The sequence below is a fragment of the Paraburkholderia sp. SIMBA_054 genome, from assembly GCF_046534875.1.
GTDB classification, from domain to species: domain Bacteria; phylum Pseudomonadota; class Gammaproteobacteria; order Burkholderiales; family Burkholderiaceae; genus Paraburkholderia; species Paraburkholderia hospita.
The window spans coordinates 1-11,921 of record NZ_JAWRXV010000118.1; the positions used below are offsets into that span (position 1 = coordinate 1).

At 58.7% G+C, this 11,921-nt stretch carries 16 protein-coding genes and 1 pseudogene; 5 read left to right on the forward strand and 12 right to left on the reverse strand.

What is annotated here, in order from left to right; translation table 11 throughout:
* Positions 1–29 precede the first annotated feature (29 nt).
* From SB822_RS53370 to SB822_RS53380, 3 genes are all read right to left on the reverse strand, one after another.
* Positions 30–413: an SDR family oxidoreductase gene (locus SB822_RS53370; RefSeq protein WP_410858610.1), complete on the reverse strand. Its 384-nt coding sequence runs from the start codon at positions 411–413 to the stop codon at positions 30–32.
* 1,317 nt (positions 414–1,730) lie between these two features.
* Positions 1,731–1,955: a hypothetical protein gene (locus tag SB822_RS53375; protein ID WP_410858611.1), complete on the reverse strand. Its 225-nt coding sequence runs from the start codon at positions 1,953–1,955 to the stop codon at positions 1,731–1,733.
* 462 nt (positions 1,956–2,417) lie between these two features.
* Positions 2,418–2,591, reverse strand: coding sequence for a hypothetical protein (locus SB822_RS53380; protein WP_165779003.1), 174 nt, complete (start codon positions 2,589–2,591; stop codon positions 2,418–2,420).
* 658 nt (positions 2,592–3,249) lie between these two features.
* Here SB822_RS53380 and SB822_RS53385 point away from each other — a divergent pair.
* Both SB822_RS53385 and SB822_RS53390 read left to right on the forward strand, forming a co-directional pair.
* A complete protein-coding gene (locus tag SB822_RS53385) occupies positions 3,250–3,525 on the forward strand; it encodes a YqjD family protein (protein ID WP_410858612.1) in 276 nt (91 codons plus the stop codon).
* Positions 3,526–3,576: 51 nt separating this feature from the next.
* Positions 3,577–3,831 carry a GlsB/YeaQ/YmgE family stress response membrane protein gene (locus tag SB822_RS53390; protein WP_410858624.1) on the forward strand — a complete coding sequence of 85 codons (255 nt, stop codon included), beginning with the start codon at positions 3,577–3,579 and terminating at the stop codon, positions 3,829–3,831.
* Here the strand turns inward: SB822_RS53390 and SB822_RS53395 are convergent.
* Positions 3,803–3,970 (reverse strand): hypothetical protein, encoded by a 168-nt coding sequence (locus SB822_RS53395; RefSeq protein ID WP_410858613.1) that lies wholly within the window; start codon positions 3,968–3,970, stop codon positions 3,803–3,805. The genes SB822_RS53390 and SB822_RS53395 overlap by 29 nt on opposite strands.
* 278 nt (positions 3,971–4,248) lie before the next feature.
* On the opposite strand from SB822_RS53395, the pseudogene SB822_RS53400 reads away from it, so the two are divergent.
* A pseudogene (locus SB822_RS53400) lies at positions 4,249–4,946 on the forward strand (VIT family protein).
* Positions 4,947–5,231: 285 nt separating this feature from the next.
* On the opposite strand, the gene SB822_RS53405 reads toward SB822_RS53400, so the two are convergent.
* The 3 genes from SB822_RS53405 to SB822_RS53415 all read right to left on the reverse strand — a co-directional run bounded on the left by SB822_RS53405 (position 5,232) and on the right by SB822_RS53415 (position 6,605).
* Positions 5,232–5,738 carry a phasin family protein gene (locus SB822_RS53405; RefSeq protein ID WP_410858614.1) on the reverse strand — a complete coding sequence of 169 codons (507 nt, stop codon included), beginning with the start codon at positions 5,736–5,738 and terminating at the stop codon, positions 5,232–5,234.
* Positions 5,686–5,919 (reverse strand): Lar family restriction alleviation protein, encoded by a 234-nt coding sequence (locus tag SB822_RS53410; protein WP_410858615.1) that lies wholly within the window; start codon positions 5,917–5,919, stop codon positions 5,686–5,688. The genes SB822_RS53405 and SB822_RS53410 overlap by 53 nt, the downstream gene beginning before the upstream one ends.
* A gap of 251 nt (positions 5,920–6,170) precedes the next feature.
* Positions 6,171–6,605, reverse strand: a complete 435-nt coding sequence (locus SB822_RS53415) for a PRC-barrel domain-containing protein (RefSeq protein ID WP_410858616.1) — start codon at positions 6,603–6,605, stop codon at positions 6,171–6,173.
* 544 nt (positions 6,606–7,149) lie between these two features.
* On the opposite strand from SB822_RS53415, the gene SB822_RS53420 reads away from it, so the two are divergent.
* Positions 7,150–7,575 carry a response regulator gene (locus tag SB822_RS53420; protein ID WP_410858617.1) on the forward strand — a complete coding sequence of 142 codons (426 nt, stop codon included), beginning with the start codon at positions 7,150–7,152 and terminating at the stop codon, positions 7,573–7,575.
* 153 nt (positions 7,576–7,728) lie between these two features.
* On the opposite strand, the gene SB822_RS53425 is transcribed toward SB822_RS53420, so the two are convergent.
* Complete coding sequence (locus SB822_RS53425) at positions 7,729–8,307, reverse strand: phasin family protein (protein ID WP_410858618.1); 579 nt, start codon at positions 8,305–8,307, stop codon at positions 7,729–7,731.
* Between the two features lie 464 nt (positions 8,308–8,771).
* Here SB822_RS53425 and SB822_RS53430 point away from each other — a divergent pair, with 464 nt between their 5' ends.
* A complete protein-coding gene (locus SB822_RS53430; protein WP_410858619.1) occupies positions 8,772–9,038 on the forward strand; it encodes a hypothetical protein in 267 nt (88 codons plus the stop codon).
* A 155-nt stretch (positions 9,039–9,193) separates the two neighbouring features.
* Here SB822_RS53430 and SB822_RS53435 read toward each other — a convergent pair whose 3' ends face one another.
* The 4 genes from SB822_RS53435 to SB822_RS53450 form a co-directional block, all read right to left on the reverse strand.
* Positions 9,194–9,448, reverse strand: a complete 255-nt coding sequence (locus tag SB822_RS53435) for a response regulator (protein WP_410858620.1) — start codon at positions 9,446–9,448, stop codon at positions 9,194–9,196.
* Complete coding sequence (locus tag SB822_RS53440) at positions 9,441–11,015, reverse strand: ATP-binding protein (protein ID WP_410858621.1); 1,575 nt, start codon at positions 11,013–11,015, stop codon at positions 9,441–9,443. Before SB822_RS53440 ends, SB822_RS53435 begins: the two co-directional genes overlap by 8 nt.
* A 25-nt stretch (positions 11,016–11,040) precedes the next feature.
* Positions 11,041–11,208 carry a hypothetical protein gene (locus SB822_RS53445; RefSeq protein ID WP_410858622.1) on the reverse strand — a complete coding sequence of 56 codons (168 nt, stop codon included), beginning with the start codon at positions 11,206–11,208 and terminating at the stop codon, positions 11,041–11,043.
* Between the two features lie 472 nt (positions 11,209–11,680).
* The coding region (locus tag SB822_RS53450; protein ID WP_410858623.1) for a transposase at positions 11,681–11,921 on the reverse strand (241 nt) is incomplete at its 5' end.

Genomic DNA, 11,921 nt, shown 5'->3' on the forward strand with positions numbered 1-11,921 from the left:
GCAGCGAGTGATGGATTTCGCCGCCGGACTCAGGTACGCACGAGAACTTGACGAATGAGTTGTGTGTAATCAAATGCATTAACCCGTGCTTTGCCCCGCAATTCGAGAGCTGCGGACCGGACGAACGCCTCGACCCCTGCATTCACGATGCCCACTACGGCACTCCCTGTGACCGGATGCAGGGAGAGAATGCCGCTGGTGAGCGTCAAGGACCCACCTTGGGTAACGTGGCCGCCCGAACAACGGACCAGATTGACCTGCCCCATCAGCTTGTTGGCCAGGCTGAACGCAAAATCTTCATCCGTCAGCGATTCAAGCGGTGCGAATTTCGCCGCGCCCGCAGCGCAAATCACGGCATCAGTTCCGAGCTGCTGGTTCATTGAGATGATGGACGCTTTGTCTGTGAGGTCCACGAACTGGTCTGGGCCATTGCGGCTCGCGCCAATGACCTGGTGTTCAGGCGAGAGCAGTCGAACGCGATTTCCTTGCCGATTAGTCCGGTTGCGCCAACTATCAGCACGCGCATAGGTCCTCCTTATCCGGAAGGGTCGCGCCAGCGCGGAGCGACGCATCGCACGTGGCGCAGAGACGAATGAATATCGTACTACTGTCCGAGGCGACGCGAACCAAGCGTTGCCCCCCGGGTTCTCGTTCGCAAACATGGAGCTTTGCCGACCGTGTTTTGTCAAGGTTGGAGGTCTGACATCAGAACTTGCGGATTTGCCTTGGCATCGGGAAGGACGCTTTACCGCTGGCGTCGGGATGGGTGTCGACTCGGGGCTACCGGACTTTCGCGGTACGGTGGGATTCTGCACGTACCCGGCCGTGAAGCTTGCCGGTATGAGCTTCGAAGAGATTGCGTAGCCGTCGGCAATGTGGCGCATGCCCTTGCCTGACTGGGGCTTCTACGGTCACCGACTCGCGCTATACCGGAGCACCGAGCCCCATGCGGGCTCGACATTCTGCGCTTCTGGGCCGCGCGCATGGAGAAGGGAGGCGTCTTTACCAGCAACGTGGACCGGCAGTTTCAGAAAGCAGCGAATCTGGACAGCTGTATCGCCCAGCGCTACGCCGGTTTGACGCGAAAACAATCTTGTGTTCGGGGTCTACAACTCGATTGAAGACCGGACAGAAACCCAGTTGCAAATCATGACGGGGTGGCTCGCGCGTGTTTCGACGCTCGTCGTTGTCGAGCTTCGTGCAGCACGCGCCATGCCGACTTTGTTCTCACGCGCTCGGAGTAGTATCGTCACGTACGCCTAACCACCAGGAGGGGAGACGATGACTACCTGTCAGCAATGTGGTGGCCAAGGAAAAATCACGTGCGAAAAATGTGGCGGGACGGGGAAGGTGCAGATAACCGAAGTCGAGACTGTTTCAGACGTGTCTCACACGTCCAACACCATCACGTGCCCGAAATGTGACGGAGAGCGGTGGCAGCTCTGCCATCGGTGTTACGGCTCCGGAGACGTCCATGATAACGAGACCTCTGATGTTTTCGACTCCGAAGGCAGAGATACTTGACTTCCTCGGAGAGCGCCCGGAAGACTCAATTGGCAATCGCAGTTGCGATAGAGGTGTTGATGTGCGCGCGCATAGCCCCGCGTTCTGGTAGCGGGTAAGGCGCCTTTACAACCGACCCGTCTATTGCACGCCGAACAGGGGGCAACCGCTTGACGGTGTTGGCCAGCCGAAGCCAAACCGCGCAGGACACTGGGCCAACTGGCGCATTAGTTTGGGTAACTGCGACTCCCAACTGGCTCGGCGCCAAGCATGCGCAGCAATACTTTCCCGTCTACGGTCAGCGCCAGCGCGGCACCACCGTCTTCCGACATGATGACCTGGACCACCCCGGCTTCCTGTAGCGCAATGACGTCCGGCGTTTCAATGTCCGTCAAAACCGACGCGTTGCGCAGGCGAAAGAGCGTCGCGAGTTCGTGCGCGCTCAGCCTCACGGGGTGCCTTCTATGAGCACGATGCGTCGAAGAGCTGCCGTCATAGTCTTTTGCTTCCATGACCGTGTCATCCCCGCAAGTTGTGTTATGGAGTCCAAGCCCATCGGACGAGCGCTGATTTGGATAATGAATTGTGACCAATCCAAGCGACGATAGGGGAAACCATGCGGTTTCCCGCGTAACTGCTTGTAAGTGCTGAGGCGACCAGCGCCGGACGCATGCACGAATGACATTTTGCTTCGTTGCAGCCAGCAGCACTGTCAGCGAGCGCACAAACTGTTGGTATGTGTGTCCGGAACGCCCTTTAACTGGTCGCCTCACTGACGATTGCGCCTTAATTGCGCTTTTGCAGCCAGCGCGGGAACTCACTTCCGACACCGGTCAGTTACCCCGTCCGGCGGGTGCGGAGGTGATGTGCTTCGGATGGGCCATTCGGCGGCAACGAGACAAGTATCAAGCTGTCTACGCGGTGTCAGAGGACGACGCACCACTGCTGATGTACTCCCGATACGAACTACACAGCAGCGCGTCTATCTGCGCCTCTTTAAGGTCGATGCCGCAGACACTGCGTAGGATTTCGACGGTCGCCATGACGGCATCGATAACTTGTGTGGCATCGGGCTTCAGCGTATTCATGCTTCGGCTATCGGCAACGACAAAGCGGACTTGAGGCTTTGTGCGAAAAAAGCCGGAAATCGGCCTGACAATAGTCAGGATGATTGACGCCGCGCTGAGCCAGTGAAAAGACTGAGTGGAGCGCTACGTGGCCCACTGTCGGGCACCCGTCGCCCTTGCTGACGCGGGCTCCGGCACGTTGCGCACACGTGGTGTCCTTACTCCACAGCTCCTTGCCAACGCATGGTGACCAGCGATATCCACGCGCCGGGCACGCACCGCACAAATCCAGTCGTTTCAGTTACTTGCCCAGCCTGCTCGTGAAGTTGTGCACAGCCTTGCAAACAGATTTTGTGGACAACTTGCAGTGCCTGATTCGCCGGCTGGTACCTCCGATACAGTCGCTAAAAATCTCATAAACGGTATATACAGTTTATGCGGTCGATGACTGCGGAGATGACTATGGCCGGGCCCGATATCGTAGGGGCGACTAGCGCAATTCCTATGCCCCGCATGGCGGAAACCGTAACGACCCAAGGGCCAGCGAAGGTCTGCTGACGCTCTCTTGAGTCCGTCTTCTTCGAACGCCGCCATGTGCGTGTCTTTGTCCGCGCCCACTGCTCGGCGCGGCACACCATTTGCTGTCCTTTGACCATTCATCTAAATGACGGAGTCTCAAATGGCCGAGTTTCATCAATCCACCAACCACGGCTCCGCCGGTCAACAGGACAATAGTTCTTCAGCGAAGGCCAACGGCGGCGACGGAGAACGAGGAAACGGTCCCGGGGCACTGTCTGAGCTGAAGGACAAAATTGTGAGTGCACAGGAGGTTGTCAAAACGAAGTACCGCGTTGTCTCCGAATCGACCGATGATTTCGTTCATGAGAGTCCGTGGAAATCTGTCGCGATGGCGCTCATCGGCGGACTCGTCATCGGTATGCTTGCTGCCCGCTAACGCGGATTTAACCCTACGAGGGAAAAACCATGGACCCATGTTTCACATGGAATCATTTTCTGGCTGATTATTGGCGGCATCGCTGGCGCGTTGGCCGGTCGCATCGTCGACGGCGGTGGCTTTGGCATCGTCGTGGACATCATCGTGGGAATTGTTGGAGCCTTCATAGGAGGCTGGCTTGGCGGGGCTCTCGGACTGCACCTTGGAGGCGGCATAATCGGCTCGCTTATTACGGCGCTGATTGGCGCGGTCATTCTGCTCGCCGTCCTGCGACTTTTTAGCCGAAGTCGCGCGGGTCCACTGTAGGACTGTGCTCTTTTATATCGATGAACGGCTCGCCATCCACTTCGATAGCGTTACGCACGTTCTCTGGCGTGCGCTGGTCTGGATTCACGTCGAGCAGAATCGCACCGGTGTCACGCATCAAGCCGTAGGACGCAATCACCAATGCCCCCGAGACGGCCCACGAGCGGGTCCGTGCTCGCCAAGACGCCGCCTGGGGCGCTGCGCCTTCTTTGGTCGCAGGCCTCTTCTACCTGGCAGTGGCGTAGGTCATGCAATCGGAATTCTTGTTCGGCGCCTACGCCGCACGACGGGACGGCGCCAGCACGAAAGCTGGATTCAGCACTGCCAGCTCTCCCATGGCCAACGCCGCAGCTACGCAAACAGGCCCCCGGCGTCCACCGCCATGAGATAGTGAATCAACATTTCTAACGTAGAGGAATCACGCCGGGGCGACATAAGGAACAGCACCGTCTGGAATCCACAAGCTGGTTGCGCGCCGCTGTACTGGGCGCAAATGATGGCATTGTTTCGACGGCGAGCCTTGTTGCAGGAGTAGCATCAGCGCACACCGCTCATGGAAACATCGTGCTTACGGTCGTGGCTGGCCTGGTTGCTGGAGCTATGTCAATGGCGACGGGGGAATACGTATCGGTTTCCTCGCAGGCGGATACTGAAAAGGCAGCTCTGGTCCAGGAACAGGCAGAACTCGATGCCGACTTCTCGCGCGAGCACCGGGAATTGACAGCCATCTACGTGCGGCGTGGCCTGGATTTGCCGCTTGCCAGGCAACTCGCCGAAAAACTCATGGCGCACGACGCTCTGGGCGCTCATGCGCGTGACGAGCTGGGCATTTCGGAAGTCACTTCTGCCCGACCTCTGCAAGCCGCACTGGCTTCTGCCTGCAGCTTTGCAGTCGGCGCCGCGTTGCCGACTATCGTTGCCGCACTCGCGCCCGAATCGGTGCTGCTGCCGGCCATAGTCGTCTCTGCTCTGGTGTCGCTGGCCGCTCTGGGCGGCCTGGCCGCTAAAGCGGGCGGAGCGAAAGTTGGCCCGGGCATTATCCGCGTGGTCTTCTGGAGCCTTTGGCGATGGGCCTGTCATCGGGCGTCGGAGCCTTGTTCGGTGCGACAGCCTGAAGCGCGGGGCGCAACGGTTTGCGGCAGACCTCAATGTCTGGTGCGAAGCTATCCGTCGCTGGAAAAAGCGCCGACGAGAGGGGGGGCCGGCTGAGCGGGCCAACCTGTTCAAACCGTCGTCCGACTGCGGGCGTCTACTGCGGGATGTCGACGCCTGCTCGCCTGGACCCCGCTTCAGCCCGAAGAGGACCGGGCAAGCTGCGCATGCCTTTGCCGATGTGACCACGACGCCGAAGGCACGAGAATCGTGCAGTTTCGAGCATCGACAAGCGCGCCGACGAATACCTATTTTTTCGTGGCGGGTCGGACTTGTTCCACTGCGTGTCTAGTCACCCTGTTTGAAGCGGAAGCTGCGGCGTCAATGTTGTTTTCGCCAATCTCCCGTGCCTGTTCGGCGGCCGTTTTGCTGGCTTCAATCGTCGCGCTCGTCGCCTCACTGGCGGCCGTCACCGCTGTTTGCAACGCATTCACGGCGGCTTCGCTTCCGGCCGGTGCATTGCTCGCGACCGTGTCGACAAAGACTTGCGCGACGTGCTGTCGCTGTTTGAATTGGGCCTCAACGTTCGCGGTCAATTCCGCCTGGGCGCCGACCATGATGTTGTACACGTGTCGCCAGTACGACTGTGCTTCTTCCATCGCGGCTTGCGCCCGCTGTGTCTGCAATGCGAATAGCTCCTGTGGGTCCTTGCTTGACAACGTGGCCTGCCGCCCAGTTCCCAGGAACCTGATTCTGTGAAGGTCAAGAATTCCCATCCGTGAGGGCAGGAAGAACGTCAACTGACACGGCCGCATGGACCGTATCCGAATCGGAAGTGCGCCGATTCCACACGTTGGCTGCTTCAGACGCCGTGAAATAGCTACGAGTGCTGATTCCGCACTCGGCGCACATGACCCGAGTCTGTTCGACGTCGCTATCGAATTGCGCTTTTCCACCACAACACGGGCATGACAAGAGGTTGAGTGCGGCACTCATCACGGCTCCTCCCTAGAAATACGAATTGCAGCAAGACAAAACGCTCCTTCCGGAGGTCAGGCGCAGGCGGCACTGTCACAACTACTTCTGTGAATGGTCGAACAACCTTCACGAATGATTTTCAGCGACGCACCAGATGCCTGTGACACCCCAAGGACGGCCATGAACACTGCAGCCAAAGGCATTTCAGAACTGGGGCTGGTTGCGGAGGTTCATGCTGCAGCGTGGTCCAGCGGACCCTTGACCAATAGTCAATAAGGCGGACGTTTGTAGTATTTATGCATTCTCTGGCCCCAGGATGGGTCTGCCATTGATGGCCAATCATCCGCGTCGAAAGCAGGTGCATCCTTGATTTCCTGGGCGCTCATATCGAGACGGAAACACTCGTTGTCGACATCAAAGGTTAATGCGCTCCACGGAATGGCACGTAACATAAAACCGGCGCCCAAGAATTCTCCTTCGGCCAGCACTGCGTAGGCAATCCGCCCGTTGCGCATATCAGCCATGATTTCCGACACCTTTCCGACGTCGTGACCGTCGACAGAAATGACTGTTACTCCCGCGAACGTCGACGTCGACATGACGTCCGGCACCTTGCTAACTGCGACACCAATGATTTTCCCGTGGTTTTCGTCAACGCGGGACTGCATACCCTGACTGATGCTGCTCATGCTGAGGGTGCTCATACGCTTCCTCCTGGAAGAAACGAGATAGGCTCACGGAACGTAGCAATTATTGCACCTGCCAAACACTGACGAGCCGCTTCACCAGGCAAAAAGAAAGCCGGCGTACACCGGCCTCAAAAATTTAACGACCGATGGCGGTCGTTAGGGGAGGAGTCCAATTTAAAGCGTCGAAACGAGCCGCACAAGCGGGAAATCCCTGGACGTATTGCACTACAGTTAGCTGCGGATGAAACGGTTCGCCTTGTGCATTGCTTCATGCGCAAGCTTCGCACACTGACCAACCGGCCAGTCGCTACTCCCTCGCAAATCCCCTGCGCGATTCGCCTGGTCTTTTGGGGGGCGGTACTATTAGATTTGGCGTTCGGAGCACTAGCAAAAAGAGATTTTGTGGGTCGTGCACCGCGCATTCTGGATGCTAGACATTGAAAGGGAGCAAACCAAAACTGGAAGCATTTGAGTTCTCTCTCGTGAACCATCGCAGCGCGCGACCAGGGTCGCATCTTGCTGCAACTCAGGCGAGGAAAGTCTTTTTCGGTATGACCAAATGTTGGCTAATCATTTACCCGACCAGAACGAAGCGCATGGACCTGGTACGCTGCGAGTCCTCGTTGTCGACGACTATCGTGGGGCCGCTATTGGTATTGCGACGTATCTCGCACTTGATGGTATCGAAACCCGTGTCGCTGGCGGATGCGGTGATGCGCTGGAAACAATCAGATTCTGGCTGCCCGACCTGGTCCTGCTTGACATCTGGATGCCACAACGCGACGGCTTCGAGACCGCCGAAGCAATCAGGCATTGCGTACCCGCTCCCAGACCACTCGTTTTGGCATACACGTGCGCTGAAGAACAATTTGTGATGGCGAACGCTGCGAGCGAAAGTTTTGACGGATATTGCCCGAAAGGTACGTCCCCTCCTGAACTTGTTCTTATCGTGAAAAGCCTGTGCGCAACGGCCTCGGCGCACTAATAGTTGCTTCGGTGAACAGGCACCTCACTTCATTCGGACAACTTTCCCATGACCAGCAGCGGCTTCTGCAACTGCTGGGAACGCCCGACATCACGAGCGCTCACAAGTGCAGCGGCGCGCACCGACAGGTCGCGTCGCCTAACATATTTGCGTTTATCTTTTTGTTGCAGCCCGGGCTTGTTCAACGGCCTGTTTGGTCACCCTGCTTGAAGCGGAAGCTGCGGCAGTAACGTTATTCTCGGCAATCTCCACAGCTTGCTCGGCAGCCTTTTTACTGGCTTCAATCGTCGCGCTCGTGGCCTCGCTGGCGGCCGTGATGGCGGATTGCAACGCATTCACAGCGGCTTCGGTTCCGGCCGGTGCATTGCTTGCGACCGTGTCGACGAACGCCTGCGTGTCGCGCAGGCGCGTCTTGAATTGCGCCCCAGTGCTCATGGCCAGTTCCGCCTGGGCGCTGACCACGATGTTCCACACATGCCGCCAGTACGACTGTGCTTCTTCCATCGCGGCTTGCGCCCGCTGTGTCTGCAATGCGAATAGCTCCTGTGGGTCCTTGGTTGACAACGCTGCGCTGGCGATTGCCTGATTTTCGGCAAGCGTCGATTTGACCGCCCGCAAGTTCAGCTCGGTCAGCTTTTCGATGCAGCCAAATGACTTGGTCCACGCGTCGGACAGCGTTTCGAAACTGGCTCTCTGCGAAGCAACCGCTTGTTCACCAGAAAGAATGCTCATTACAACCTCCATCTGGGTAAGGTAGCGGGAAGTCCGCGGAGCCACTTGTTGCAACCGCGACCACCGCTACGGGGCAGGAATCTCGTCACGCAGCAAGGCTCGGTCCCGGGAATGTGTGCAATATCAGTTGTCCTGTACGTTGAAACAAGCGGCGCGCAATGCAAAACCTCTTTGGGCGCCGACACGGCAACAGAGCTCACTGGCGCACGAACTGCAAGTGTGGTCCCGGCTCCCAGTTCAAGCGAAAGACTGAGTGCGGTGCGTGACCGAGGTCGACACGCCGTGTGCGCAAGTGCGCTCCCTTCTTGCAGGTTGCACAACTGCCGGTTTGCTCGTAGTTCTCGATGCTCATCTTTGCGTCGCCAGTAGGGTGGTCGCTAGGGCGGTACGGCGATTGCGCAAGAATCAAGGCGGTTATGCGTCAGCCATTGACGCACAAGTCGCCTCGAGCGAAGGAGACGGTCATGCGAGTTGCTGCCAAGAGAATGTTGATAGGGGCGTTGATTTTGAGCTTGTCCGGCGCCGCGTATGCGCAGGGCGCGGGCGCTGGTGGCGGGACAGGCGGTGGCAACGCGGCGGGGCAAGGTGGAACCGGCACGCCGTCTGGTGCGTCTGGGGCAAACACGATGGGGACAATGTCTGACCCGACGCAGAAAAACGTGCAAAAGAAGCAGAAGAAAGGCGCAATGGATTCGCCTGCTTCGGGCGGCGAGATGAAGAAGGCGTACTGATAGCGGGTCTCCGGAAAACGTGTACGGGTCATCGAGGAAAGACGGTGGAGGCCGGCATGAACAACGCCGCCTTGGCAGGCTGGTGAATCGGGCGCGCGCCGTTTGTGCGGACGGGACTCACCACGAGAACTTCGAATTGGCTTCGGTTCACTCACTCATGGCGAACATCTGTTTCTCGCTCTGTGCCTGATGAGAAACCGCTCCAGCTTTCCCGCATCCACAGGCTTGGGCATATGGGCGTCGAAGCCCGCCTCGAGGGCCGCCGTCCTGTCATCGGCATAACCGGTAATCGCCACAAAGGTCGTTGTTTTAAGGCGCTCCAGTTTGCGGAATGCCCGGACCAGTTCATACCCATCCATGTCTGGCAGCCCGATGTCACTCAAGACGACGTCGGGCACCCAGTTATCCACGAGCCAATGCGTCGGCGGCACGATAGGCGACCCGTGTCTCATGGCCAGACAGTTCGAAGTACAGTGCAATCGCGTCTGCCGTATCGTGGTTGTCATCGACGACAAGCACCGACATGGGCGATGCGGCTGTCACTGCATCCTCGTTATCACGGATGACTGGAGCAGCCGCCGGCGCGGCCCGGCGTAACGTCAGTGTGAACTCGCTGCCGTGACCCAATCCTTCGCTTCGGGCCACCAATGTGCCTCCGTGCAGCTCGGCCAGCTTGCGCGCGAGCGTCAGTCCCAGCCCCATTCCTCCGGGCGAACGAGCCAGCGAGCGCTCGGTCTGTCTGAACAGCTCGAAGACTTCCTCCAGGTCGGCGGCGGCAATCCCGATGCCGCTGTCGTGCATCCGGAGGGCGACCTCCGTCTCGCTGGCCTGGACGCTCACATCAATACGGCCGCCCGGGGGCGTGTAGGTTGCCGCGTTCTTCAACAGATGGGCGATGATTAGAGGGCAGTGAGTGGTATCGGCATCCACGAAGAGCGCCTCGTCCACGTCTATCGTCAGGCTATGGACGCCCTCCGCCACGGCTGCTTCACTGAGCTCGACCGCCCGGTCCACGAGGTCACGCAACCGCACCGGTTCCAGCGTCAGTGCTACGTCGCCTCGAGACACAAGGGACGCCGACAGCAGGTCGTCGACGATTTGGCTCATGTAGTGGACATGCCTGCGCAGGATTTGCTGGGCCCAGGTGCGTTGAGCATCTGTCGCCTCAGGTCTTGCAAGGACTTCAACCGCTGTGTGGATAGGCGCGAGCGGCGCCCGTAGCTCATGCGCCAGCATTGCCAGGAACTCGTCCCGGTTGCGACACGCTGTCTCCAGACGACTTTGCGCTTCCGATAGACGTTCGGACGCCTGCCGTCCTTCGAGATAAGTGACGGCACAATTGGCGAGGGTCCGCAGTGCGCTCTGTTCGTCGTCAGTGACCTTATGCGGTTCATGGTCGATAGCGCACAGCGTACCGAGGCCCGCGCCATCTGACGTCTTCAATACCGCTCCGGCATAGAAGACAACCTTCGGTTCTCCGACAACTTGCGGGTGGTCGCGAAACCTCTCATCTTCGGTAGCGTTCGGAATGACGAGCATGTCGCCCGCCACCAGCGCGTGGGCGCATAGCGACTCCCTCCTGCTCACGGGTCGGGGCTGCATCCCCCAGGCCGACTTGCACCACTGTCGGGTTTCGTCAATGAAGTTAATCAGCGCTATCGGGGCACGCAACGACATGGCCGCCAGGCGCGTTATCGCATCAAGAGCCGACTCGGCGGGTGTGTCGAGGACTCCGAAAGTATGCAGTCGCTTCAAACGTTCCCGCTCGTTCGCGGGGTAGATGGCCTCCATAATGGTCGACCTTCGTCCGGGATTGGTCCCGATAACGTAGGCGCAAGAAACATACCTCGTCGCCGTGGAAGCGATGCACAGAAGGACCACAAGTTTGTCGGCTGCGCGGTTGTCGCCCCCTTCGAGAACGACCGAATAGATACCCGACACCCTGACGATTTCGCCGGGTCTGAACGTGTCTGCCATGGTGCCTCCTTGCCTGCGCCTCTCATTACTCGGGCGAATCTTCATCAGTTTCTTCGTCATCTTCTGACTCAATCCGTGTGCTTCCGCCCGTCGCCGGCGGGTCGCTGGCGGGGAAAGTGTCATCGACAGCCCTGTCGATGTCGTCTTCGGACTTCTCGTTCGTTGGCTTCTGTTCCTTCGGCTTGGTGGTCATGTACGACTCCCAGGTGGTGTCGTGAGTAATTCGATAACAGCAATGCTTGTTCCGGGACTGAGCGCGAAGCAGGTGCATCGCGTTCTCGCCGCTAGCGCCCGGTTCTATAGTCGATTGTTCTTGCCTGGTTATTCGCGCCTGCATCTTGTTAGCCGTATTCGAGAGTAGTTGCGATACCGGCTCCGCCTCCCAGGGCCTCGCGTTTCTCTTCAACTGCATGCGCTGTCGTGCTAATTTGGATATCTAAGTAGAAGTGCCTGCCCAACCCCACGTTTCCCCTTGCGTCGACGGGGCGCAGCATGCAGCCCTAGCCGCTGCCGTACCGTCTGCATCCCCGTTCGCCTGGGCGGGGACCAAGGCTGCGTGCCCTTTTGCGCGGTGAAAGGATAAGGCGCTATGATGGTGTACTACACAAAAAAGGCGGGCCGAGCGAGCCGGTGACACGAGGGAGCGTGGATATCGATGGGCGGTTTCAAAGACTAAGTGCAACAGCGGGGTTGATCGCAATATCCTGTTCCGCGCATTTTTCCATAAAGACTTCGGCAGGAGTTTTCCAGCCGAGCGTCTTGCGCGGACGGATATTCATCCGCATCGCGATCAGGTCGAGCTGGCGCTGCGAGAACACGGAGAGGTCTATGCCTTTGGGCAGGTACTGGCGCAGCAGACCATTGGTGTTCTCGCAGATACCGCGTTGCCAGGGGCTGTGCGGATCG

Excerpts from the sequence above, each read along its gene's own strand:
- SB822_RS53380 (WP_165779003.1), bottom strand. The coding sequence starts at position 2,591 with ATGAATACGCTGAAGCCCGATGCCACACAAGTTATCGATGCCGTCATG.
- SB822_RS53385 (WP_410858612.1), top strand. The coding sequence starts at position 3,250 with ATGGCCGAGTTTCATCAATCCACCAACCACGGCTCCGCCGGTCAACAG.
- SB822_RS53405 (WP_410858614.1), bottom strand. The coding sequence starts at position 5,738 with ATGCGGCCGTGTCAGTTGACGTTCTTCCTGCCCTCACGGATGGGAATT.
- SB822_RS53410 (WP_410858615.1), bottom strand. The coding sequence starts at position 5,919 with ATGAGTGCCGCACTCAACCTCTTGTCATGCCCGTGTTGTGGTGGAAAA.
- SB822_RS53415 (WP_410858616.1), bottom strand. The coding sequence starts at position 6,605 with ATGAGCACCCTCAGCATGAGCAGCATCAGTCAGGGTATGCAGTCCCGC.
- SB822_RS53420 (WP_410858617.1), top strand. The coding sequence starts at position 7,150 with ATGTTGGCTAATCATTTACCCGACCAGAACGAAGCGCATGGACCTGGT.
- SB822_RS53425 (WP_410858618.1), bottom strand. The coding sequence starts at position 8,307 with ATGAGCATTCTTTCTGGTGAACAAGCGGTTGCTTCGCAGAGAGCCAGT.
- SB822_RS53430 (WP_410858619.1), top strand. The coding sequence starts at position 8,772 with ATGCGAGTTGCTGCCAAGAGAATGTTGATAGGGGCGTTGATTTTGAGC.
- SB822_RS53440 (WP_410858621.1), bottom strand. The coding sequence starts at position 11,015 with ATGGCAGACACGTTCAGACCCGGCGAAATCGTCAGGGTGTCGGGTATC.
- SB822_RS53445 (WP_410858622.1), bottom strand. The coding sequence starts at position 11,208 with ATGACCACCAAGCCGAAGGAACAGAAGCCAACGAACGAGAAGTCCGAA.